This window comes from Cupriavidus phytohabitans (genome assembly GCF_017815025.1).
Taxonomy (GTDB): Bacteria; Pseudomonadota; Gammaproteobacteria; order Burkholderiales; family Burkholderiaceae; genus Cupriavidus.
On record NZ_JAGIQB010000016.1, the window covers coordinates 16,253 to 36,936 of the forward strand.

Sequence of the window (20,684 nt, forward strand, 5' to 3'; positions counted from 1 at the left end):
GAGGAGGACTGCACATGACCGACCGCGACACGCCGGCCGCCCATGCCCCTGCGCAGCCCCATGCCCGCCCTGCCGCGCGCGGCGATGTGCTGCCGACCAACACGGCCCTGTCGGCCGAACGCAATGAAATCAGCAACGCCGTCGATGCCGCCGTGCAGGTGGCGGCCAGCAGCATGCAGGACATCCTCGCCAGCCGCGCCGGCCAGGGTGCCAGCATGCTCGACGCCATGCGCACGCTGCTCGACGGCCTGGCGCCCGATGAGGCCGCGCAGTTGCGCAGCCTTATTCTGGAAGGAGATCCCGGCGCCTGGCAGGCGGGCCGCCGGCGGCAGCCCGACGATGAACTCGCGGCCGGCTGGCGCGACGGCGCCTACCCTTACCAGAACCTCATGTCGCGCCGCAATTACGAAAAGCAGAAATACCGGCTGCAGGTCGAGCTGCTCAAGTTCCAGGCCTGGGTGCGCGAGACCGGGCAGCGCGTCGTGATCCTGTTCGAAGGCCGCGATGCCGCCGGCAAGGGCGGCACCATCAAACGCTTCATGGAACACATGAACCCGCGCGGCGCCCGTGTGGTGGCACTTGAAAAACCGACAGAATCCGAACGCGGCCAGTGGTATTTTCAGCGCTACGTGCAGCACCTGCCGGCCGCCGGTGAAATCGTGCTGTTCGACCGCTCCTGGTACAACCGCGCCGGCGTTGAATATGTGATGGGCTTCTGCTCCTCGCGTGAGTACCAGGACTTCCTGCAACAGGCCCCGGAGTTCGAGCGCCACCTGGTGCGCAGCGGCATCCACTTGTTCAAGTTCTGGTTCTCGGTCAGCCAGAAAGAGCAACGCCGCCGCTTCCGCGAGCGCGAGATCCACCCGCTCAAGCAGTGGAAGCTCAGCCCGGTCGACATAGCATCGCTCGACAAATGGGAAGAGTACACACGCGCCAAGGAGGCGATGTTCGCGCATACCGACACCGCCGACGCGCCGTGGACGGTGATCCGGTCGGACTGCAAGAAGCGCGCGCGGCTCAATGCGCTGCGCTACATCCTGTCGCGCTTTCCCTATGCCAACCGGGACACCGCCGCCATCGGCCCGGCCGATCCGCTGATCGTCGGACGCGCGCTGGCCAACTGACTCCCAGGCGGCAACGCAGGACGCCGCCTTGTTCCTTTCGCCTCTTTCGCCTCACCCACCAGAAAAGGACCCTATGTTCAAGCACATCCTGCTCCCCGTCGACGGCTCCGAGCTTTCGCACAAGGCCGTTTCCGCCGCCATCCAGTTTGCCCGCACCGCCGCGGCACGGCTCACGCCATATATGTGCGTGGAGAGCTATCCGTATGTGCTGTCCAGCGACAGCTCGCACGAAAAGCGCGAGGTGTACCAGCAGCGCGTGGAAGCCCAAGCGCGCCAGGAACTCGCCAAGGTCGAAGCCGCGGCGGCGCTGGCGGGGGTGCCGTGCACCGGCCACGTCTCCAGCGCTTCGGTGCCATACCAGGGCATCATCCATGCCGCCGGAGAACTCGGCTGCGACGTCATCTTCATGGCCTCGCACGGTCGCAGGGGACTCAGCGGGCTGCTGCTGGGCAGCGAAACGCAGAAAGTGCTGACCCATAGCGACATCCCTGTGCTGGTGTTCCGCTAATCCGGGGCCGGCACAGCGGTCGGCGGCACGTCGGCGGCGTGCACCGTGCTGTACCATATCGCCATATTCGAGAACGCCCCTTCGTGCCGCGGCCACAGGCCGCCGGACCAGCGCCCGGCCGCCCCCGCGGGGGCGCTTTTCCGCGACACGCAAGGCGGCGCTCCGAGCGGATCGGGCGGCACAACGCAGGCCCACCGCCAGACAGGCTAAATGGCAATGGGATTGCAGAAGAAAACCGACCCTGAACAGGCACAGGCAGACGCCGCAGGCAGCCGCCACACGCCAATGATGCAGCAGTACCTTCGCATCAAGGCAGACCACCCCGACACCCTGCTGTTCTATCGCATGGGTGACTTCTACGAGCTGTTCCACGACGACGCCGAGAAGGCCGCGCGCCTGCTCGACATCACGCTGACGGCGCGCGGCGCCTCGAATGGCGTGCCAATCCGGATGGCCGGCATTCCCTTCCATTCGGCGGACCAGTACCTGGCCCGGCTGGTGAAGCTGGGCGAGTCGGTGGCGATCTGCGAGCAGATCGGCGATCCCGCCACTAGCAAGGGGCCGGTGGAACGCAAGGTGGTACGCATCGTCACGCCGGGCACGCTGACCGACGCGGCGCTGCTGCCGGACAAGGTCGACACCTTCCTGATGGCGGTGCACCAGCAGACCACGCGCCGCGGCATCAGCAAGACCGGGCTGGCGTGGCTGAACCTTGCCAGCGGCGAGCTGCGCCTGATGGAGTGCGAGGTGGCGCAACTGGGCCGCGAGCTTGAGCGCATCCGCCCGGCCGAACTGCTCCATGCCGACGGCATCGACCTGCCGGCGCTGGCTTGCGCGCGCACGCGCCTGCCCGAATGGCATTTCGACCAGGATGCCGGCGCGCGCCGCCTGCGCGAGCAGCTGGGCGTGGCCAGCCTCGATCCGTTTGGTTGTGCCGGGCTTGGCGCGGCGATCGGCGCCGCCGGCGCGCTGCTGAACTACGCCGCCACCACGCAAGGCCAGTCGCTGCGCCATGTGCAGGGCCTGAAGGTCGAACGCGAGTCGGAATACATCGGCCTGGATTCGGCCACGCGCCGCAACCTGGAACTGACCGAGACGCTGCGCGGCGGCGAGTCGCCGACGCTGTTCTCGCTGCTGGATACCTGCTGCACCACGATGGGCAGCCGCGCGCTGCGCCACTGGCTGCATCATCCGCTGCGCGACCCGGCCGTGCCGCAGGCGCGGCAACAGGCCATCGGCGTGCTGATCGACCAGGGCACCGATTCGCTGCGTGCCGCGCTGCGCCGGCTGGCCGACGTCGAGCGCATCACCTCGCGCCTGGCGCTGCTGAGCGCGCGCCCGCGCGACCTGTCCTCGCTGCGCGACACGTTGCGTGCGCTGCCCGACGTGCAGGCCTGCATCCCCGACGGGCAGGACAGCGCGCTGCTGGCGCAGACGCAGCAGGATCTGGCCGTACCGCAGGCGTCCCTGGACCTGCTGGTGCGCGCGGTCGCCGAAGAACCCGCCACCGTGGTGCGCGACGGCGGCGTGATTGCGCGCGGCTACGACACCGAGCTGGACGAGCTGCGGGATATCTCCGAGAACTGCGGCCAGTTCCTGATCGACCTGGAAGCGCGCGAACGCACGCGCACCGGCATTGCCAACCTGCGCGTCGAGTTCAACCGCGTGCATGGCTTCTATATCGAGGTAACCAACGGCCAGGCCGACAAGGTGCCCGACGACTACCGCCGCCGCCAGACGCTGAAGAATGCCGAGCGCTATATCACGCCCGAGCTGAAGTCGTTCGAGGACAAGGCGCTGTCGGCGCAGGACCGCGCGCTCGCGCGCGAGAAGCAGCTCTACGACGGCCTGCTGCAGGCGCTGCTGCCGCATATCGGCGAGCTGCAGCGCGTAGCCGGCGCGCTGGCGCGCCTCGATGTGCTGGCGGCGCTGGCCGAGCGCGCGCAGACGCTGGACTGGTCCGCGCCCGAGCGCGTGCCCGAGAATGTGGTCGACATCGTACAGGGCCGCCACCCTGTCGTGGAAGGCCAGCTGGCAGCGGAATCGGTGGCGTTTATCGCCAACGACTGCCAGCTCAACGAAGCGCGCAAGCTGCTGCTGATCACCGGCCCCAACATGGGCGGCAAGTCGACCTTCATGCGCCAGACCGCGCTGATCGTGCTGCTGGCCTGCGTGGGCGCCTACGTGCCGGCGCGGCGCGCCGTGATCGGCCCGATCGACCGTATCTTTACCCGCATCGGCGCAGCCGACGACCTGGCGGGCGGGCGCTCCACCTTCATGGTGGAAATGACCGAAGCGGCCGGCATCCTGCACCACGCCACGCCGTCTTCACTGGTGCTGATGGACGAGATCGGCCGCGGCACTTCCACCTTCGACGGGCTGGCGCTGGCGTGGGCGATCGCGCGCCACCTGCTGTCGCACAACCGCAGCCATACGCTGTTCGCGACGCACTATTTCGAGCTGACGCAGTTGCCGCAGGAGTTTCCGCAGGCCGCCAATGTGCACCTGTCCGCGGTCGAGCACGGCGACGGGATCGTGTTCCTGCATGCGGTGCAGGATGGCCCCGCAAGCCAGAGCTATGGCCTGCAGGTGGCGCAGCTGGCTGGCGTGCCGCAGCCGGTGATCCGCGCCGCGCGCAAGCACCTGGCATGGCTGGAGCAGCAGTCGGCTGATGCCACGCCGACCCCGCAGCTCGACCTGTTCGCCGCGCCGACGGTGCCGGACACCGATGACGACGAGGGCGATGAGAACGAGGGCAACGGCCTTGCCTCGGCCTCGCCGCAGCCAGCCGCACTGGCACCGGAGCATGCCGCGCTGATCGACACGCTGGCCGACCTGGACCCGGACAGCCTGACGCCGCGTGCCGCGCTCGATGCGCTGTACCGGCTCAAGGCGCTTGCAGGCGAGGCGGTCGGCACGGCATGAACGCCAGGCGCCGGCACGCCGTCCGGATCCTCGCCGCGGCCTTGCTGCTGTGCGCGGCCAGCACCGCATGGCCGGCACCCGCCGGCCGCGGGGGCAAGGCCTCGCCCAAACCAAAGGTGATGCGCGTCGCGCTGATCGCCGACCTGCCGCAATGGCCTGCCGCCGAAGCCAACGCGACGGCACTGCTCGACAGCTTTGCAGAACGCAAGCTCGACCTTGTGATCCACGCCGGCGGCATCAAGGGCGATACCGAATCCTGCAGCGACGCCATCCTGACAAGCCGCCAGCAGTTGCTCGCCCAGTCGCCGTTGCCGCTGCTCTACGTGCCGGGCGAGACCGACTGGGCCGAATGCCGGCTGCCGGTCAACGGAAAATTCGACTCGGTCGAGCGGCTGAACCGCCTGCGCGAGCTGTTCTTCCCTGAGGATGCCACGCTGGGCCAGCGTCCGCGGCCGGTGGTGCGGCAGTCCGACCAGGCCCTGTTCCGCACCTTCCGCGAGAACGCCCGCCTCACGCTGGGCGACATCCTGTTCGTCGGCCTGAACGTGCCGGGAGACAACAACCACTACCGCAACGAGGGCGGGCGCAACAGCGAGTTCGAAGACCGGCGCGAGGCCAACCGCCAGTGGCTGGCTCGCGCGTTTTCGCTGGCACGGCAGCGCGACATGAATGGCATCGTCGTGATTGCCCATGCCGACCCGCACTTCGCCAACGGCTGGGAGAAGAAAGGCCGCCCGACGCTGCTGGACGGCTTCATGCGCCATCGCACGCGCGACGGCTACCTGGAGTTCAAGCGCCAGCTGCGCGACCTGAGCGCGCGCTTTCCCGGCCACGTACTGCTGGTGCATGCGGGCGAGAGCGGCTTCGGCATCGACAAGCCGCTGCGCGACAGCGCCGGCAAGGTGCTGCAGAATTTCACGCGGGTCTCGCTGCCGAACAATACGGTGGCGCAATGGACTGAGCTGGTGATCACGCCGAACGCGGCGGCGCCGTTCTCGGTTTCCCTCAAGGACGCGCCGACCACCCCCTGAGCCGCTGTGTTAAATCCATGAAAACGCCCATGAAAAAAGCCGGCAAAGCCGGCTTCCTTCATGGGCCACGGAGGGCACGGGATCAGTGCAGCGTGCGCGGGGTATCGTCGTCCTCGTCCTCGTCCACCACCTCGATGCCCGAGGCGCCGTGGGCGTGGCCGTGTTCGATTTCCTCGGCGGTGGCCTCGCGCACTTCGGAAACCTTCAGCCAGAAGCGCAGCGCCATGCCAGCCAGCGGGTGGTTGCCGTCCAGCACCACCTTGTCTTCGGCAACGTCGGTCACTGTGTAGATGACGGAGTCTTCTTCATCGCCGTCCTCGGGCATGCCTTCGAACTGCATGCCGACTTCCAGCGGCTCGGGGAAGCGGTCACGCGGCTCGACCTTGACCAGCTCGGCATCGTAATCGCCAAAGGCGTCTTCGGGCTCGAGCTGCAACTGGGTCTCGAAGCCGGTGTCATGGCCGTCGAGCGCTTCCTCGATCTTGGGGAACGTGCCATCATACCCGCCGTGCAAATAGACCATGGCTTCATCTGACTCCTCGATCAGATTGCCTTGCGCGTCCGACAGCTTGTACATCACGGACACTACCGTGTTCTTAGCGATTTTCAATTCTTGACTCCATGAACGATTCCGCATTATACGCGCAGGCCCTGCCCCCTGGCCCCGTCGATCCAGACACTCCGCTCGACCTGCTTGGTGGCATGACGCCGGCTGCATTCATGCGGGATGTCTGGCACCGCAAGCCACTGCTGATTCGACAGGCGGTACCCGGAATCGTGCCGCCTGTGTCGCGCGATGCGCTTTTCGACCTTGCCGATCGCGACGAAGTCGAATCGCGCCTGGTGACGCACTTCCGCAATCGCTGGAAGCTCGAACATGGTCCATTTGCGCGCGAAAACCTCCCTGCCGTCAAGACCCGCCAGTGGACTTTGCTGGTGCAGGGGGTGAACCTGCACGATGCCGCCGCCGCGGAGCTGATGGGCCGCTTCCGCTTCGTGCCCGACGCGCGCCTGGACGACCTGATGATCAGCTACGCGTCCGACGGCGGCGGCGTGGGCCCGCACTTCGATTCCTACGACGTGTTTCTGCTGCAAGTCTCGGGCCGGCGCCGCTGGCGCATCTCGTCGGGGACCAGCCTGGAACTGGTCCCCGACATGCCGCTCAAGATCCTTGCCGATTTCAGCGCCGAGGAGGAATGGGTGCTGGAGCCCGGCGACATGCTGTACCTGCCGCCGCAATACGCCCATGACGGCGTGGCCGAAGGCGAATGCATGACCTGCTCGATCGGCTTCCGTGCACCGGCCTACCGTGAACTGGCGGGTCACTTCCTGGCGTGGCTCTCCGAGACGGTGGAGGACAACGAAGACCTGAGCGGGCGTTACGCCGATGCCGGCGAACGTGCGGCAACGAAGCCCGCGCAACTGCCCGCCGGCATGGCCAAGGCAGTGACCGAGCGCCTCAAGGCACTGCAATGGAATGCGCAGATGGTGTCGGAATTTCTTGGCTCTCATCTGTCCGAACCAAAGCCCGGGGTCGAATTCGCCGAGATATCCGACCTGCCGCAGCGCCGTTATGAGAAACTTGCGGCCCAGCATGGCGTCGTTCTTGCGTCCGCCTCGATTGCGCTTTACGACCGGAACAATTTCTTCCTCAATGGGGAAGCCTACGAGCCGCCGGCCGAATTGATGGCTTGGCTGAAGAAACTGGCCGATAATCGCCACCTTAGTGGCAAAGATGTTGCGGCATGCGCCGGTTTGCCTGACCTGATGGAGACTTTTCATCACTGGACGCAGGAAGGATGGCTACAATTGGGACCCCGGTGTAATAATGCGTAACATTGCAATTCAGTAAATTTCGGCGCTACACAAGCCGGGAAAACGCGGATATAATCGTTGGCTGGCTAGTACTGTGGACCACTGCATATGTCGGCACCCGGGAGGGCCTCTATTTTGCAGTTCAAGAGCGATAATTACCGGTAATTATTCATCGCCTGTTTTCCGTTATTACAAGTTAAAGGACGAACAATGAAGAAGTCTCTCCTGATCGCATCGCTGCTGGCCGCTGTTGCTCTCGCCGCTTGCGGCAAGAAGGAAGAACCGGCTGCTCCGGCCGCTGACACGGCTGCTCCGGCTGCCGCCGCTCCGGCTGCTGAAGCTTCGGCTCCGGCTGCTGAAGCCCCGGCTGCTGCCGCTGCTGACGCTTCGGCCCCGGCTGCTGAAGCCTCGGCTCCGGCTGCTGACGCTTCGGCTCCGGCCGCCAAGCAGTAATCGGTTTCTACCGATAAAAAAACCGGCCTTCGGGCCGGTTTTTTTATTGGGCGCCGCAAGGCGCGACGTGCGCGTTTCAGGCACGCACCGCTTGCCAGTCCAGCCCCATTTCCTGATCGGCTACCAGCACTTCCGACGGCAACGCGCCCAGCGCCGCAGCCAGCGCACCCGTGGCCAGTTCACGCGTGTTGTTCTGCTTGCTCAGGTGCGCCGCCACGACGCGATGCAGACCGGCATGCGCGACCTGCCCCAGGATGCTCGCCGCCACTTCGTTGGCCAAATGACCGAAGTCACCGCCAATCCGCCGCTTCAGCGACGCCGGGTAGATCGAGTTGCGCAGCATCTCGCGGTCGTGATTGCACTCCAGCACCAGCGCATCGACACCTGAAAGGCGCGCCGTCACGTAGGGCGTTTCCATGCCCGCGTCGGTCAGCACGCCCAGGCGCGACTTTCCATCTGACAGCACGAACTGCAGCGGCTCGCGCGCGTCATGCGGAACCGTGTAAGGCATCACCTGGATGCCGCCAATGGCAAAGCCGTGGTCCGCGCCGCAGACGCGCACGTCCGCAACGTCGGCGCCGCGCATATGCGAAGTCGCCAGCCAGGTGCCGTGACTGGTGTAGACCGCCAGCCGGTGCCGTGCCGCAAAGGCATAGGCCGAGCCGACATGATCGCCATGCTCGTGCGTGACCAGCACGGCGTCGAGCTGGTCGGGCGTGACGCCAAGCCGCTCCAGGCGCCGCGCGGTCTCGCGGATGCCGAAGCCGCAGTCAAGCAGCACGCGCGTGGTGGTGGTGTCTTCGCGGGATTCGATCAGCAGCGAGTTGCCCTCACTGCCGCTGCCGAGGAAGGCGAAGCGCATCATGGCCGCGCCCTCCCCGCCGTGCAGTTGGCAGGCCGGCCAGGACGGCCGGTGGTTGAGCCGGTCACCGCCGGCTCAGTGCAGTTGCTCGTCGAGCAGGGACAGGATGCGCTTGCCGATTTCGCCGTTCTCCGGCTGGCCGGCATCGTTGAGCACCGTCACCAGCGTGCCGCTGCCGGTGCCCTTGAGCGCCACGCGGTATTTCTTGGCGGTCTTGGGATCATCCGGCTTGGTGAACAGCTTGGAGAAGAAGCCACGGTTGTCGACATTGGTGCGCGGATCGACGTAGCGCACGTAGTACAGGCCCTGGGCACGGTCGCGGTCTTCGATGGTGAAGTTGACGCGATCCAGCGACAGGCCCACCGAGCGCCAGGCGCGATCGAACGGCTCTGGCAGCTGCAGCGCCGGGGCGCCATTGACCTGGGCCAGATAGGACTTCTGCGCAGCACCGCCGGCTGCGGCAGCCGTGGTGCCCGCGGCGCCAGCCGCGGCCGCGTCGGCCGCCGCCGCGTTGTTGCCAGCCTGAGCTGGGTTCTTGGCCATGCGGTCGGCCTGCTCCTTCTGCACGCCGAGGCGTTGCGCCAGGCGCGACAGGAATTCGGCCTCCAGCTCGGGATCGGCCGGACGCGGGGTCCAGACGGTGCTGGACTTGTCGATGCCGGTCAGTTGCTCCTGCGCGCCACGGTGGCTGATGAACACTTCCATCGTCCCGTTCTGCGCGCGCTCGACGCGGGTGCGGAACTTGTCGCGCTCGGAGGTCGAGTACAGGCCGTCGAACACCTTGCCAATGGTATTGCGGATGATGTCCTGCGGGATCTTGGCGCGGTTCTCGGCCCAGTCGGTTTCCATGATGCCGGTCTCGGGCGAGTCCTGCACCAGCAGGAAACCGCTTTCCTGCCAGAAGCCGCGCAGTTGCTGCCACAGCTGGTCGCCGCGCATGCCGTTGCTGATCACCAGCCAGCGCGTGTTGCCGTCGCGCTCCATGCGAATGCCCTGCGCCGAGGGCAGTACGTTCTCGGTCGGGGATTGCTCGCGCACCTTGGTCGCCTGGCTGTAGGTCGACAGCGTCGAAGTGCCGTTGGCATCGGGCACCGAGTAGCGGCGATCGCCCTCCAGCTTGGTCAGGTCCGGCGGGATGTCCAGCGTAGGCGTGCGCTTCGACGCCGACGACTTGTAGTCGATCTTGTCGGGCTGCATCGCTTCGTTGATGCTGCTGCAGCCGGTGATCACGCCCGCGGCCAGCACGGGCACAACCAGGGCGGCGCGGCGGACTTGCGTCGCGCCGCGGCGGTTAAGCTTCGATTTCATTGACACGCAATCCTAGTTGAGGGAGCGACAGCAAGACGCCGCGGTAAATCAGGCCAGCAGGCCGGCGGCGGCCAGTGCCTTGCGTACGGTTTCGTGGTTGGATTCCGACAGCGGGGTCAGCGGCAGGCGGATGCCGCCGGCCATCTTGCCCATCTGCTGCAGGGCCCACTTCACCGGGATCGGATTGGCTTCGACGAACATGGCCTTGTTCAGTCCGATCAGTTCCATGTGCAGGCGGCGCGCGGTGACGACGTCGCCCTTCAGTGCCGCCGCGCACATCTCGTGCATCTTGCGCGGGGCCACGTTCGCGGTGACCGAGATATTGCCCTTGCCGCCCAGCAGGATCAGCGCGACCGCGGTGGGATCGTCGCCGCTGTAGATGGCAAAGCTTTCCGGCGCGTCGTTGATCAGCTGCGCGGCCCGGTCGATATTGCCCGTGGCTTCCTTGACGCCGACGATGCCCGGCACCTGCGCCAGGCGCAGGATGGTGTCGTTGCTCATGTCGGCAACGGTGCGGCCCGGCACGTTGTACAGCAGCACCGGCAGCTCCACCGCTTCCGCGATGGTGCGGAAATGGCGGTACATGCCTTCCTGGGTCGGCTTGTTGTAGTACGGCACGACCTGCAGCGATGCATCGGCACCCACCTTCTTGGCGAAGGCGGTCAGTTCGATGGCCTCCTTGGTGGAGTTGCCGCCGGTGCCCGCGATGATCGGGATGCGCTTGCCGGCCTGCTCCACGGCCACGCGGATCAGCTCGCAGTGCTCCTCGACGGAAACCGTCGGGGATTCACCGGTCGTGCCGACGATCACGATGGCGTCGGTACCCTCGGCGACGTGCCAGTCGACCAGTGCGCGCAGGGCCGGGAAGTCCAGGCTTCCGTCCTCATGCATCGGGGTGACGATGGCGACGATGCTGCCGGTAATCTGTGTCATAAGTTAAGGAATTCGGGATGCGAATAACGGGATTGTACCGGAACCTCAGGCGGCTTCGACCACCGGCGGGAAGCTGGTTGATTCGGGGTTGATACCAACTGTTTCAACGTGTGCAGCGGCATTCTCGCCGACAGCGCACACGCGCTTTCAGGGGTCCAGGCGGTAGCGTGCCGGGGTGGCCGCATCCGGCGTTGCGGCAGCCTCGCGCACCGCACACAGGCGCTGCAAGAAGGCCGTTTTCGGCACTTCCTGCACGCCGTCTTCATAAGCGATGACGCGCAGGCCGTGCGTGCGCGCCACGTCGAGCAATTCCCCGTGGCGCAGCAGAAAATCGGGCCGCGAGGGCTTGCCGACGGTCTCGTTGCCTGCCGCGAAGGTCTCATAGAGCCACACTCCACCCGGCGCCAGTGCCGCGGCCAGGTGCGGCCACAGCGGCCGGTGCAGGTAGTTGGTGACGACGATGGCATCGAACGGCGCCTCGTCGGCCAGCGGCCAGGCACCGTGCTCCAGGTCAGCCACGCGGCCGGTCACGCCGGACGGCAACGCGGCAATGGCACTGGCATCGCGGTCAACGGCCAGCACCGCATGGCCGCGCGCGGCCAGCCAGGCGGCATGGCGGCCGCTGCCACAGGCAAGATCGAGCACGCGGGCACCGGGGCGCAGCAGGTGCGCCCAACGGGTGACCCACGCGGACGGTGCGGACAGGCCGGCATGCGCAGCGGCTTGGACGTCGATCATGGCGCCCCCGTCAGTGCAGCAGCAGCATGATCGGGCGCAGCATCAGCTCGATCAGCGACATCAGGACGTTAACCACCGGGGTCATCCAGATGGTGGTGATCACCCCAGCGGCGACCAGCGCCAGCACCACGAAAATGCCGTACGGCTCGATCCTGGACACCGCGCGCGCCACGCCCTGCGGCAGCAGCGCGGTCGCCACGCGGCCGCCGTCCAGCGGCGGCACCGGGAACAGGTTGAAGGCAGCCACCACCAGGTTGACGCGAACACCCGCCAGCGCCATTTCGCCAAAGAACGGTTCGCGCACCCCGCCCCAGGTCAGGCCAATCGCCAGCAGCACCCAGGCGAAGGCCTGCACCACATTGCTGGCCGGGCCTGCCAGGGCCACCCACATGCCATGCCAGCGCGGATTGCGCAGGCGCTCGAACACCACCGGCACCGGCTTGGCGTAGCCAAATACGAACTGGCCGCTGGTCATGATGTAGAGCAGCAGTGGCACCGCGATGGTGCCGATCGGGTCGATATGGCGGATCGGGTTCAGGCTGACGCGCCCGAGCGAATAGGCCGTGTTGTCGCCAAACACCTTGGCCACATAACCGTGCGACGCCTCGTGCAGCGTGATGGCGAGCAGCACCGGCAGGGCATAGACCGCGAAGGTCTGGATAAGGGAGGAATCCATGACGGCTATTGTAACGGGCCGCCGGCTTGCCAGGCGCACGGCGGCGCACCTGTGGCGGCGGCGCAGCGCCCGCTCAGAGGCCGAAAAGCGAGATATCGCCGCGGCCGGCTCGCACCAGTTCGGGCTCGCCACCGGTGAGGTCGATCACCGTGGTCGGCTGCGCCGGCGCCGGGCCGCCGCAGACCACCAGGTCGAGTTGTTTTTCCAGCCGGGTGCGGATTTCCGCCGGGTCGTTGAGCGGCTCGTCGTCGCCGGGCATCTGCAGCGTGGCCGTGATCAGCGGCTCGCCGGTCTCGCCCAGCAGCGCCAGCGGGATGGCGTGGTCGGGCACGCGCATGCCGATGGTCTTGCGCGCCGGGTGCGACAGGCGCCGCGGCACTTCCTTGGTGGCTTCCAGGATAAAGACGTATGGCCCGGGCGTGGCGCCCTTGATCCAGCGGTACTGACGGTTGTCGACGCGGGCGAAGTTGCCCAGCTCGGACAGATCTCGGCACATCAGCGTCAGGTGGTGGCGATCGTCGATGCCGCGCAGCCGGCGCAGGCGCTCGACCGCGTGCTTGTCGTCGAGCTGGCAGGCGAGCGCGTAGCTGGAATCGGTCGGCAGCGCGATCAGTCCGCCCTTCTGCAGGATCTGCGCGGCCTGCTTGATCAGGCGCGACTGCGGGTTGAGCGGATGGATCTCGAAGTACTGGGACATGCAGGACGCCTTTCGTTTGGCTGGCGGGTTACCAGTCGTGCCAGACCGGCGTGACCGTGGACGGCAGCGGCGGCAGCGTGCCGAGCTCGACCCGGCCTTCGCCGGGTCCGTGGAAATCCGAGCCGCGCGAGGCCAGCAGCCCATAGTGGCGCGCCACCTCGGCATAGCGGCGGTACTGGTCCGGCGTGTGGCTGCCGGTCACGACCTCGACGGCGCCGCCGCCGAGCGACTTGAACTCGTCGAACAGGGCATCGTGCTGGGTGTCGGTGTAGTGGTAGCGGCCGGGATGCGCCATCACGGCGATGCCGCCGGCGGTGCGGATCCAGCCGACCGCCTCGGCTAGGCTGGCCCAGCGGTGGCCGACAAAACCGGGCCGGCCTTCCGAAAGGTATTCGCTGAACACGTCGCCGATGGTTGCGCAGTGGCCCTGGTCAACCAGCCAGCGCGCGAAATGGGTCCGCGAGATCAGGTCGGGATTGCCTACGTACTTCAGCGCGCCTGCATAGGCACCCTCGATGCCGACCTTGGCCAGCGCCTCGCCGATGTCGCGCGCACGCCGGGCGCGCCCGGTACGGGTGTTGGTCAGGCCATCGATCAGATCGGGGCAGAACGGGTCGATCTGCAGGCCGACGATATGCACGGTCTGCCCGGCCCAGGTCACCGAGATCTCCACGCCCGGCACGTAGCGCATGCCGAATTCCTCGGCCGCCGCGCGCGCCGCGGCTTGCCCGCCGACCTCGTCGTGGTCGGTCAGCGCCCAGTACGCAACGCCCGCATCGCGCGCGAGTTCAGCCACCGCGCGGGGCGACAGCGTGCCATCGGACACGGTGGAGTGGCAGTGCAGGTCGGCGTTGATGGCGTGGGCGTTTTGCATGAGGCTCATTCTACTCCGGTCGCCTTCGCCTGCGTGGCGCCGGTGGCGTGCCGGAGGTGGTCTGGCGCCCATGGCAAAGCCCTGCCGGCAACGCTGGCGTCGCCGGAAAACGGGCCGGCGCGGGGTATAGTCAGGTTTTGCACCATCTTCCACGGGCCGTCCGTGCCCGCCGTGCCCACCATGTCTACCGACGCCACCACCGCCACCACCGCGACCACGCCCGCCGTCACCACCACTGACGTCCTGATCGTGGGCGCCGGCCCGGTCGGGCTATTCGCCGCCTTCCAGGCCGGCGTGCTCGGCCTCAAATGTGAGCTGATCGACGTGCTCGACCGCGCCGGAGGCCAGTGCACCGAGCTGTATCCCGAAAAGCCGATCTATGACATCCCGGCCGTGCCCGGCTGCCTGGCGCAGGAACTGGTGGACCGGCTGCTGGAGCAATGCGCGCCGTTCGCCTTCCCGATGCATTTCGGCCAGCGCGCCGAAAGCGTGTCCGAAATCCCCGGCGCTCCAGCGCAGGACGGCCATCCCGCCAACCAGCGCATGCTGGTTACCACCGATGGCGGCAAGCACTTCGATATCGCAGCGGTGCTGGTCTGCTCCGGCGCGGGCGCGTTCGCGCCGCAGCGCGTTGCCCTGCCGGAAGCCGCGGCGCTGGAAGATCGGCACGTGCACTACGCCGTGCGCGATGTATCGCGCTTTGCCGGCAAGCGGGTGATCGTTGCCGGCGGCGGCGACTCGGCGCTGGACTGGGCGCTGGCGCTGCGCAAGGTGGCAGCTCGCGTGACGCTGCTGCACCGGCGCGAGGGCTTCCGGGCGGCCGATGGCACCGTGGCCGAGATGCGCGCCGCGGTGGCGGCCGGCGAGATGGATTTCGTGGTCGGCATGCTGGGCGCCCTTCGCACCGACGGCGATGCACTGGCCGAAGTGGAAGTGCGCACCCGCGACGGCAGCCAGCTGCTGCCCGCCGATGAGCTGGTGGCGCTGTACGGCCTGGTGTCCGAGCCCGGCCCGATCGCGCAATGGGACATGGATATGCGCGCCGGCCGCATCCTGGTCGACACCACCACGTATGAAAGCTCGCGCCGGGGCATCTTTGCCGCAGGCGATATCGCCTTCTACCCCAACAAGCAGAAGCTGATCCTGTCAGGCTTCCATGAAGCCGCCCTGGCGCTGCGCAAGGCGTATCACTATGCCTTCCCGGAGAAGGCGCTGGTGCATGTGCACACCAGCAACAACGCCGCATTGAAGGAAAAGCTCACCCACGCCTGAAAACGGGCGTCGCACTACCGGCAAAACACTACCGGCAGAACGACTCGACCAGCTCGGCCACCGCGGCCGGCTGGTCGTGATGCAGCATGTGTCCGGCGTCATCGATCACGGCCTCGCGGAAATCGCGGAAAGCGCGGAAGCGCTCCTTGAATTCGTCGATGCTCTGCTTGTGGGCAATATTGCGCAGCGTCTCGGAATCGCGCGCCTCGACATGCAGCACCGGCGCGCTGACCTGTTCCCAGATCGCCATCACTTCATCGAGCCGGTACAGCATCGGATTGACCAGCTTGTGCGCCGGGTCACCCAGGATTTCCCAGCGGCCGTCGGCATTCCGGCGCGACCAGTGCGCGGCCAGGAACGCGGCGCGGTCATCGGGCAAACGCGGGTTGGTCTTCTGCAGGCGCGCGGCCACGCCGTCGACGCTGTCGTAGGTCCTCAGCTCGCCGCCAATGCGCAACTCGTCAAGCCAGCGCGCATAGCGCCTGGGGGCATGCACCGGCCGCGTCGCCGTCATGCCGAAGCCTTCCAGGTCCACCACGCGGCGCACGCGTTCGGGGCGGATGCCGGCATACAGGCAGATCACGTTGGCGCCCATGCTGTGGCCGACCAGGTCGACCTGCCCATCCGGCTGGTAGTGCTCGAGCAGCGCCTCCAGGTCGGCGATGTAGTCGGGAAACCAGTACGACTGCGTGCCGGGATAGCGCGAGGGCCAGTCGGTCTCGCCAAAGCCGCGCCAGTCGGGTGCGATGACGTGCCAGTCGCCGTGCAGGCGGTCGACCAGGAACTGGAACGACGCGGCCACGTCCATCCAGCCATGCAGCATGAACAGCTTGCGCGCACCGGGCTTGCCCCAGTGGCGCACGTGGTAGCGCAGCCCGCGCAACGTGATAAATTCAGACCGCGAGGTTTCCTTGATTGTCATTGTCTCCACCCTTGCGTCAGGTCTTCCGGCCGCGTGGGCTGGCGGAAGCCTCGACAAAATAGAACGATCGTTCGCTTGCGGGCATTATAGCGGCCAGAGCCATTTGCAGCTTGCCGCGCCAGGCGAACTGCCAGCAGACCTCTAGGAGACCTTGGATGGCCGCAGCTGCCTTGCCGGCAAGCCGGCGCGACGACTACCACGCGCTGTACGAATCCTTCCGCTGGGAAATCCCCCCGAATTTCAACATTGCCGAAGCCTGCTGCGGCCGCTGGGCGCGGGATCCGGCAACCATGGACCGCATCGCCGTCTATACCGAGCACGAGGATGGCCGGCGCAACGCGCATACCTTTGCCTACATCCAGGCCGAGGCAAACCGGCTCTCGGCGGCGCTGCGCGAACTGGGCGTGGCGCGCGGCGACCGCGTGGCAATCGTGATGCCGCAGCGGATCGAGACCGTGATCGCACATATGGCGATCTACCAGCTGGGCGCGATCGCGATGCCGCTGTCGATGCTGTTCGGGCCGGAGGCGCTGGCCTACCGCATCGCGCACAGCGAAGCCAGCGTGGCGATTGCCGATGAAACCTCGATCGACAACGTGCTCGCCGCGCGCCCGGAATGCCCGGCGCTGGGCACCGTGATCGCCGCCGGCGATGCGCACGGCCGCGGCGACCACGACTGGGACGTGCTGCTGGCCGCGCAGCTGCCCGCCTTCATCGCCGAAGAGGCCAAGGCTGACGAGGCCGCGGTGCTGATCTACACCAGCGGCACCACCGGCCCGCCCAAGGGCGCGCTGATCCCGCACCGCGCGCTGGTCGGCAACCTCACTGGCTTTGTCTGCTCGCAGAACTGGTACCCGCAGGACGACGACGTGTTCTGGAGCCCGGCCGACTGGGCCTGGACCGGCGGGCTGTGGGATGCGCTGATGCCGGCGCTGTACTTCGGCAAGCCCATCGTCGGCTACCAGGGCCGCTTCTCCGCCGAGCGTGCCTTCGAACTGCTGGAGCGCTACGCCGTCACCAACACCTTCCTGTTCCCGACCGCACTCAAGCAGATGATGAAGGCCTGCCCCGAGCCGCGGCAGCGCTATGACATCAGGCTGCGCGCCTTGATGAGCGCCGGTGAAGCGGTTGGCGAGACCGTGTTCGGCTGGTGCCGCGATGCGCTCGGCGTGATCGTCAACGAGATGTTCGGCCAGACCGAGATCAACTACATCGTCGGCAACTGCACCGCGCAGAATGACGAGGAGCGCCTGGGCTGGCCGGCACGGCCCGGCTCGATGGGACGTCCCTACCCCGGCCATCGCGTGCAGGTGATCGACGATGAAGGCCGCCCCTGCGCGCCGGGCGAGGACGGCGAGGTCGCGGTCTGCGCCACCGATAGCGCCGGACATCCGGACCCGGTGTTCTTCCTCGGCTACTGGAAGAACGAGGCGGCGACCGCGGCCAAGTACGTCGAGCGCGACGGCCTGCGCTGGTGCCGCACCGGCGATCTCGCGCGCGTCGATGTCGACGGCTACCTGTGGTACCAGGGCCGCGCCGACGATATGTTCAAGTCCTCGGGCTATCGCATCGGGCCGAGCGAGATCGAGAACTGCCTGCTCAAGCATCCCGCGGTCTCCAACTGCGCGGTGGTGCCTTCGCCCGATCCCGAGCGCGGCGCGGTGGTCAAGGCCTTCGTGGTGCTGACGCCGGCGGTGGCGCGCTCGTTCGACGGCGACGCGGCGCTGGTGGCTGAACTGCAGGCGCACGTGCGCGGACAGCTGGCGCCGTACGAGTATCCGAAGGCGATCGAGTTCATCGACCAGTTGCCGATGACGACCACCGGGAAGATACAGCGGCGGGTGCTGCGGTTGCTGGAGGAAGAGCGGGCGGCGCAGCGCGCTTAGCCTTGCGCGCCCGAGGACCGGCGCTAGCCGGCTGACGCCTCCAGCCACGCCAGTTCATCCTCGTCAAACCCGGCCGCGCGCCGCGCATCGAGGTTGAACGGCCCGCGCAGCTTTGGCGCACCGTACTGCTGCGCCAGCTGCGCATAGGTAGCCACCGGATCCAGCCCGCGCTGCGCGCATAGCCACCGATACCAGTGGTTGCCGATCGCCACGTGGCCGACTTCATCGCGCAGGATGATGTCGATGATGTCCGCGGCGGCATGGTCGCCCACATTGGCCAGCTTGGCCCGCACCGGCGGCGAGGCATCCAGCCCGCGCGCCTCCAGCGTGCGCGGCACCAGCGCCATGCGCGCCAGCACGTCGCCGGCTGTCTTGCCGGTCATCTCCCACAGGCTGTTGTGGGCCGGAAAATCGCCGTAGGCGGCACCCAGCGTGCCGAGATGGTCGGCCAGCAGCGTGAAGTGCAGCGCTTCCTCATCCGCCACGCGCAGCCAGTCGCGGTAGTAGCCGGGCGGCATGCCGGCAAAGCGCCATGCCGCGTCCAGCGCAAGGTTGATGGCGTTGAATTCGATATGGCACAGCGCGTGGATCATTGCCGCGCGCCCGGCAGGGGTATGCAGCGAGCGGCGCCGTTCGACGTCCTGCGGCGCCACCAGCACCGGCCGCTCCGGACGTCCAGGGATGATCTGGCCCTCGCCGGCATCGATCGGCTCGCCCGCACGCAGCGCCGCATCGGACAGCGCCATGGCATCGCGGTACAAGGCCCGTGCGGCGCCAGCCTTTTCGCGCGGATCGGTCATGCACAGCACCGCCAGCGCACGATGGCGTGGCGAAAGTGACGGATCAGGCGACGTGGCGACGGGAGTTTTTTCTGGCATGGGCGTAAAATCCGGACTGCCGCCATTGTAGGGCCTCGCCGGCACCCACCCACGTGCCTGGCCAAGCAGTTCCCCACAGCCCCACCGACTCTTTAAAGTCCGGCGGCAACCCCCATTTCAACATAAGCCTTTCGTGCAGGAGACCTCATGGCGCTTTACCAGCTCGGCGACGTCAAGCCCAATATCGACAGCGAAGCCTACGTGGCCCCGGAAGCCACGGTCATTGGCAACGTGACCCTCAAGTCCCGCGCCAGCGCCTGGCCCGGTGTCGTGATCCGCGGCGACAACGAGCCGATCGTGGTGGGGCATGACACCAATATCCAGGAGGGCTCGGTACTGCACACCGACCCCGGCTGCCCGCTGACCCTGGGCGACAGGGTCTCGATCGGCCACCAGGCCATGCTGCACGGCTGCACCGTCGGCGAAGGCTCGCTGATCGGCATCCAGGCCGTGGTGCTGAACCGTGCCGTGATCGGCAAGGAATGCCTGGTCGGCGCCGGCGCCGTGGTCACCGAGGGCAAGGTCTTCCCGGACCGCTCGCTGATCCTGGGCGCGCCGGCCAAGGTGGTGCGGCAGCTGACCGACGAGGACGTCGCCAACCTGTACCGCAACGCCGAGACCTACGCCGCGCGGCAGGCCATGTACAAGCAACAGCTCAAGCGGATCGGCTGAACCCCGCCGGCGCCGCGGCGACATCCATCGCATTACTCGACAGACAACGTGACCCAGACTACCCCCACCACCCCCGACACCCTGCAGAAGTTCCTGTTCGACGCCGCCCCCGTGCGCGGCGAGCTGGTGCGCATGGAAGCCACCTGGCAGGAAGTGCTGGGCCGCCACAGCTACCCCACGCCGGTGCGCCGGCTGCTGGGTGAGATGATGGCCGCCGCCGCACTGCTGTCGGCCAACCTGAAGTTCAACGGCGCGCTGGTGATGCAGCTGCACGGCGACGGCCCGGTGCGGATGCTGGTGGTGGAATGCCTGTCCGACCTGTCGATGCGTGCCACCGCCAAGCTGGCCGAGGGCGCGGAGATTGCCGACGACGCCACGCTGGCCGACCTGGTCCATGCGCACGGCCATGGCCGCTTTGCCATCACGCTCGACCCGAAGGACAAGCTGCCGGGCCAGCAGCCGTACCAGGGTATCGTGCCGCTGGCGGACGAGCACGGCCCGCTGCCGTCGATCAGCGCGGTGCTGGAGCACTATATGAAGGCCTCCGAGCAGCTCGACACGCGCCTGTGGCTGGCCGCCGACGACCGCGTGGCCGCCGGCATGCTGCTGCAGAAGCTGCCCTCCTACGGCGGCACCGCCGACGTGGGCGAGACCGGCGCACCGCTGGCCAGCCATGCCAGGGCCCAGGACCTGGATACCTGGGACCGCGCGGTGCAGCTTGGCACCACGCTCAAGGCCGAAGAACTGCTGGCCGAGTCGCCCGAGACACTGCTGCGCCGCCTGTTCTGGGAAGACCTGCAGGATGCCGGCCTGCGCGTGTTTGAGCCGATGACGCCGCATTTCCATTGCTCGTGCTCACGCCCCAAGGTGGCGGGCATGCTGCAGTCGCTGGGGCGGGAAGAGATCGAGAGCATCATCGCCGAGCGCGGCAACGTGGAGATCCATTGCGATTTCTGCGGCCAGCGCTATGAGTTTGACCCGGTCGACTGCGCCCAGCTGTTTTCGGCCACCCACGTCGCCACGGGCGCCGGGGCTGGCGCGCACCAGCACCACTGAGGCGGCATTCCACGGCTTGGCCCGTGCCGGGAGCGGCGTAGCGGAAACATCCGG

The 20,684-nt window shown here is 67.3% G+C and carries 20 protein-coding genes; 10 read left to right on the forward strand and 10 right to left on the reverse strand.

Going from position 1 to position 20,684, the window contains the following annotated elements; translation table 11 throughout:
- Positions 1–14 precede the first annotated feature (14 nt).
- The 4 genes from ppk2 (at position 15) to J8I34_RS13225 (ending at position 5,588) form a co-directional block, all read left to right on the forward strand.
- Positions 15–1,124, forward strand: a complete 1,110-nt coding sequence (gene ppk2 / locus J8I34_RS13210) for a polyphosphate kinase 2 (RefSeq protein ID WP_035877377.1) — start codon at positions 15–17, stop codon at positions 1,122–1,124.
- Positions 1,125–1,197: 73 nt separating this feature from the next.
- Complete coding sequence (locus tag J8I34_RS13215) at positions 1,198–1,632, forward strand: universal stress protein (protein ID WP_029046914.1); 435 nt, start codon at positions 1,198–1,200, stop codon at positions 1,630–1,632.
- Between the two features lie 216 nt (positions 1,633–1,848).
- Positions 1,849–4,557, forward strand: coding sequence for a DNA mismatch repair protein MutS (mutS, locus tag J8I34_RS13220; protein ID WP_245175922.1), 2,709 nt, complete (start codon positions 1,849–1,851; stop codon positions 4,555–4,557).
- Positions 4,554–5,588 (forward strand): metallophosphoesterase, encoded by a 1,035-nt coding sequence (locus J8I34_RS13225; RefSeq protein WP_209806232.1) that lies wholly within the window; start codon positions 4,554–4,556, stop codon positions 5,586–5,588. The genes mutS and J8I34_RS13225 overlap by 4 nt, the downstream gene beginning before the upstream one ends.
- A gap of 82 nt (positions 5,589–5,670) precedes the next feature.
- On the opposite strand, the gene J8I34_RS13230 is transcribed toward J8I34_RS13225, so the two are convergent.
- Positions 5,671–6,198, reverse strand: a complete 528-nt coding sequence (locus tag J8I34_RS13230; RefSeq protein ID WP_029046911.1) for an FKBP-type peptidyl-prolyl cis-trans isomerase — start codon at positions 6,196–6,198, stop codon at positions 5,671–5,673.
- 11 nt (positions 6,199–6,209) lie between these two features.
- Here J8I34_RS13230 and J8I34_RS13235 point away from each other — a divergent pair, with 11 nt between their 5' ends.
- Together J8I34_RS13235 and J8I34_RS34725 are read left to right on the forward strand one after the other, a co-directional pair.
- Positions 6,210–7,424, forward strand: a complete 1,215-nt coding sequence (locus tag J8I34_RS13235; RefSeq protein ID WP_209770699.1) for a cupin domain-containing protein — start codon at positions 6,210–6,212, stop codon at positions 7,422–7,424.
- 189 nt (positions 7,425–7,613) lie between these two features.
- A complete protein-coding gene (locus J8I34_RS34725; protein ID WP_084402413.1) occupies positions 7,614–7,856 on the forward strand; it encodes a hypothetical protein in 243 nt (80 codons plus the stop codon).
- A gap of 76 nt (positions 7,857–7,932) precedes the next feature.
- On the opposite strand, the gene J8I34_RS13240 is transcribed toward J8I34_RS34725, so the two are convergent.
- The 7 genes from J8I34_RS13240 to J8I34_RS13270 all read right to left on the reverse strand — a co-directional run bounded on the left by J8I34_RS13240 (position 7,933) and on the right by J8I34_RS13270 (position 13,944).
- Positions 7,933–8,721, reverse strand: a complete 789-nt coding sequence (locus J8I34_RS13240; RefSeq protein WP_209806233.1) for an MBL fold metallo-hydrolase — start codon at positions 8,719–8,721, stop codon at positions 7,933–7,935.
- A 72-nt stretch (positions 8,722–8,793) separates the two neighbouring features.
- A complete protein-coding gene (bamC, locus tag J8I34_RS13245) occupies positions 8,794–10,026 on the reverse strand; it encodes an NlpB/DapX family lipoprotein (protein ID WP_209770717.1) in 1,233 nt (410 codons plus the stop codon).
- Between the two features lie 48 nt (positions 10,027–10,074).
- Positions 10,075–10,959, reverse strand: a complete 885-nt coding sequence (gene dapA, locus J8I34_RS13250; RefSeq protein ID WP_029046907.1) for a 4-hydroxy-tetrahydrodipicolinate synthase — start codon at positions 10,957–10,959, stop codon at positions 10,075–10,077.
- 147 nt (positions 10,960–11,106) lie between these two features.
- Positions 11,107–11,697, reverse strand: coding sequence for a class I SAM-dependent methyltransferase (locus tag J8I34_RS13255; RefSeq protein ID WP_029046906.1), 591 nt, complete (start codon positions 11,695–11,697; stop codon positions 11,107–11,109).
- A 10-nt stretch (positions 11,698–11,707) separates the two neighbouring features.
- Positions 11,708–12,373, reverse strand: a complete 666-nt coding sequence (locus J8I34_RS13260) for a site-2 protease family protein (RefSeq protein ID WP_209806234.1) — start codon at positions 12,371–12,373, stop codon at positions 11,708–11,710.
- Positions 12,374–12,446: 73 nt separating this feature from the next.
- Positions 12,447–13,070, reverse strand: a complete 624-nt coding sequence (locus tag J8I34_RS13265) for an L-threonylcarbamoyladenylate synthase (protein ID WP_029046904.1) — start codon at positions 13,068–13,070, stop codon at positions 12,447–12,449.
- 28 nt (positions 13,071–13,098) lie between these two features.
- Positions 13,099–13,944, reverse strand: a complete 846-nt coding sequence (locus tag J8I34_RS13270) for a 3',5'-nucleoside bisphosphate phosphatase (RefSeq protein ID WP_084402416.1) — start codon at positions 13,942–13,944, stop codon at positions 13,099–13,101.
- A 180-nt stretch (positions 13,945–14,124) separates the two neighbouring features.
- Between J8I34_RS13270 and J8I34_RS13275 the strand changes: the two genes are divergently transcribed.
- Complete coding sequence (locus tag J8I34_RS13275; protein ID WP_209770720.1) at positions 14,125–15,216, forward strand: NAD(P)/FAD-dependent oxidoreductase; 1,092 nt, start codon at positions 14,125–14,127, stop codon at positions 15,214–15,216.
- A gap of 28 nt (positions 15,217–15,244) precedes the next feature.
- Here J8I34_RS13275 and J8I34_RS13280 read toward each other — a convergent pair whose 3' ends face one another.
- Complete coding sequence (locus J8I34_RS13280) at positions 15,245–16,138, reverse strand: alpha/beta fold hydrolase (RefSeq protein WP_209770722.1); 894 nt, start codon at positions 16,136–16,138, stop codon at positions 15,245–15,247.
- 155 nt (positions 16,139–16,293) lie between these two features.
- Here J8I34_RS13280 and J8I34_RS13285 point away from each other — a divergent pair, with 155 nt between their 5' ends.
- Positions 16,294–18,024 carry an acetate--CoA ligase gene (locus J8I34_RS13285; protein WP_209806235.1) on the forward strand — a complete coding sequence of 577 codons (1,731 nt, stop codon included), beginning with the start codon at positions 16,294–16,296 and terminating at the stop codon, positions 18,022–18,024.
- A 23-nt stretch (positions 18,025–18,047) separates the two neighbouring features.
- Here the strand turns inward: J8I34_RS13285 and J8I34_RS13290 are convergent, their stop codons facing one another.
- A complete protein-coding gene (locus J8I34_RS13290; RefSeq protein WP_209770727.1) occupies positions 18,048–18,902 on the reverse strand; it encodes a ferritin-like domain-containing protein in 855 nt (284 codons plus the stop codon).
- A gap of 147 nt (positions 18,903–19,049) precedes the next feature.
- On the opposite strand from J8I34_RS13290, the gene J8I34_RS13295 reads away from it, so the two are divergent.
- Both J8I34_RS13295 and hslO read left to right on the forward strand, forming a co-directional pair.
- Entirely contained in the window at positions 19,050–19,574 is a 525-nt protein-coding gene (locus tag J8I34_RS13295) for a gamma carbonic anhydrase family protein (protein WP_209770729.1), read from the forward strand.
- A 48-nt stretch (positions 19,575–19,622) separates the two neighbouring features.
- Positions 19,623–20,630 (forward strand): Hsp33 family molecular chaperone HslO, encoded by a 1,008-nt coding sequence (gene hslO, locus J8I34_RS13300; protein WP_029046897.1) that lies wholly within the window; start codon positions 19,623–19,625, stop codon positions 20,628–20,630.
- The last annotated feature ends 54 nt before the right edge of the window (positions 20,631–20,684 follow it).

Coding starts and splice junctions, on each gene's coding strand:
- ppk2 (WP_035877377.1), top strand. CDS start 15: ATGACCGACCGCGACACGCCGGCCGCCCATGCCCCTGCGCAGCCCCAT.
- J8I34_RS13215 (WP_029046914.1), top strand. CDS start 1,198: ATGTTCAAGCACATCCTGCTCCCCGTCGACGGCTCCGAGCTTTCGCAC.
- mutS (WP_245175922.1), top strand. CDS start 1,849: ATGGGATTGCAGAAGAAAACCGACCCTGAACAGGCACAGGCAGACGCC.
- J8I34_RS13225 (WP_209806232.1), top strand. CDS start 4,554: ATGAACGCCAGGCGCCGGCACGCCGTCCGGATCCTCGCCGCGGCCTTG.
- J8I34_RS13235 (WP_209770699.1), top strand. CDS start 6,210: ATGAACGATTCCGCATTATACGCGCAGGCCCTGCCCCCTGGCCCCGTC.
- J8I34_RS34725 (WP_084402413.1), top strand. CDS start 7,614: ATGAAGAAGTCTCTCCTGATCGCATCGCTGCTGGCCGCTGTTGCTCTC.
- J8I34_RS13240 (WP_209806233.1), bottom strand. CDS start 8,721: ATGATGCGCTTCGCCTTCCTCGGCAGCGGCAGTGAGGGCAACTCGCTG.
- bamC (WP_209770717.1), bottom strand. CDS start 10,026: ATGAAATCGAAGCTTAACCGCCGCGGCGCGACGCAAGTCCGCCGCGCC.
- dapA (WP_029046907.1), bottom strand. CDS start 10,959: ATGACACAGATTACCGGCAGCATCGTCGCCATCGTCACCCCGATGCAT.
- J8I34_RS13255 (WP_029046906.1), bottom strand. CDS start 11,697: ATGATCGACGTCCAAGCCGCTGCGCATGCCGGCCTGTCCGCACCGTCC.
- J8I34_RS13260 (WP_209806234.1), bottom strand. CDS start 12,373: ATGGATTCCTCCCTTATCCAGACCTTCGCGGTCTATGCCCTGCCGGTG.
- J8I34_RS13265 (WP_029046904.1), bottom strand. CDS start 13,070: ATGTCCCAGTACTTCGAGATCCATCCGCTCAACCCGCAGTCGCGCCTG.
- J8I34_RS13270 (WP_084402416.1), bottom strand. CDS start 13,944: ATGCAAAACGCCCACGCCATCAACGCCGACCTGCACTGCCACTCCACC.
- J8I34_RS13275 (WP_209770720.1), top strand. CDS start 14,125: ATGTCTACCGACGCCACCACCGCCACCACCGCGACCACGCCCGCCGTC.
- J8I34_RS13280 (WP_209770722.1), bottom strand. CDS start 16,138: ATGACAATCAAGGAAACCTCGCGGTCTGAATTTATCACGTTGCGCGGG.
- J8I34_RS13285 (WP_209806235.1), top strand. CDS start 16,294: ATGGCCGCAGCTGCCTTGCCGGCAAGCCGGCGCGACGACTACCACGCG.
- J8I34_RS13290 (WP_209770727.1), bottom strand. CDS start 18,902: ATGCCAGAAAAAACTCCCGTCGCCACGTCGCCTGATCCGTCACTTTCG.
- J8I34_RS13295 (WP_209770729.1), top strand. CDS start 19,050: ATGGCGCTTTACCAGCTCGGCGACGTCAAGCCCAATATCGACAGCGAA.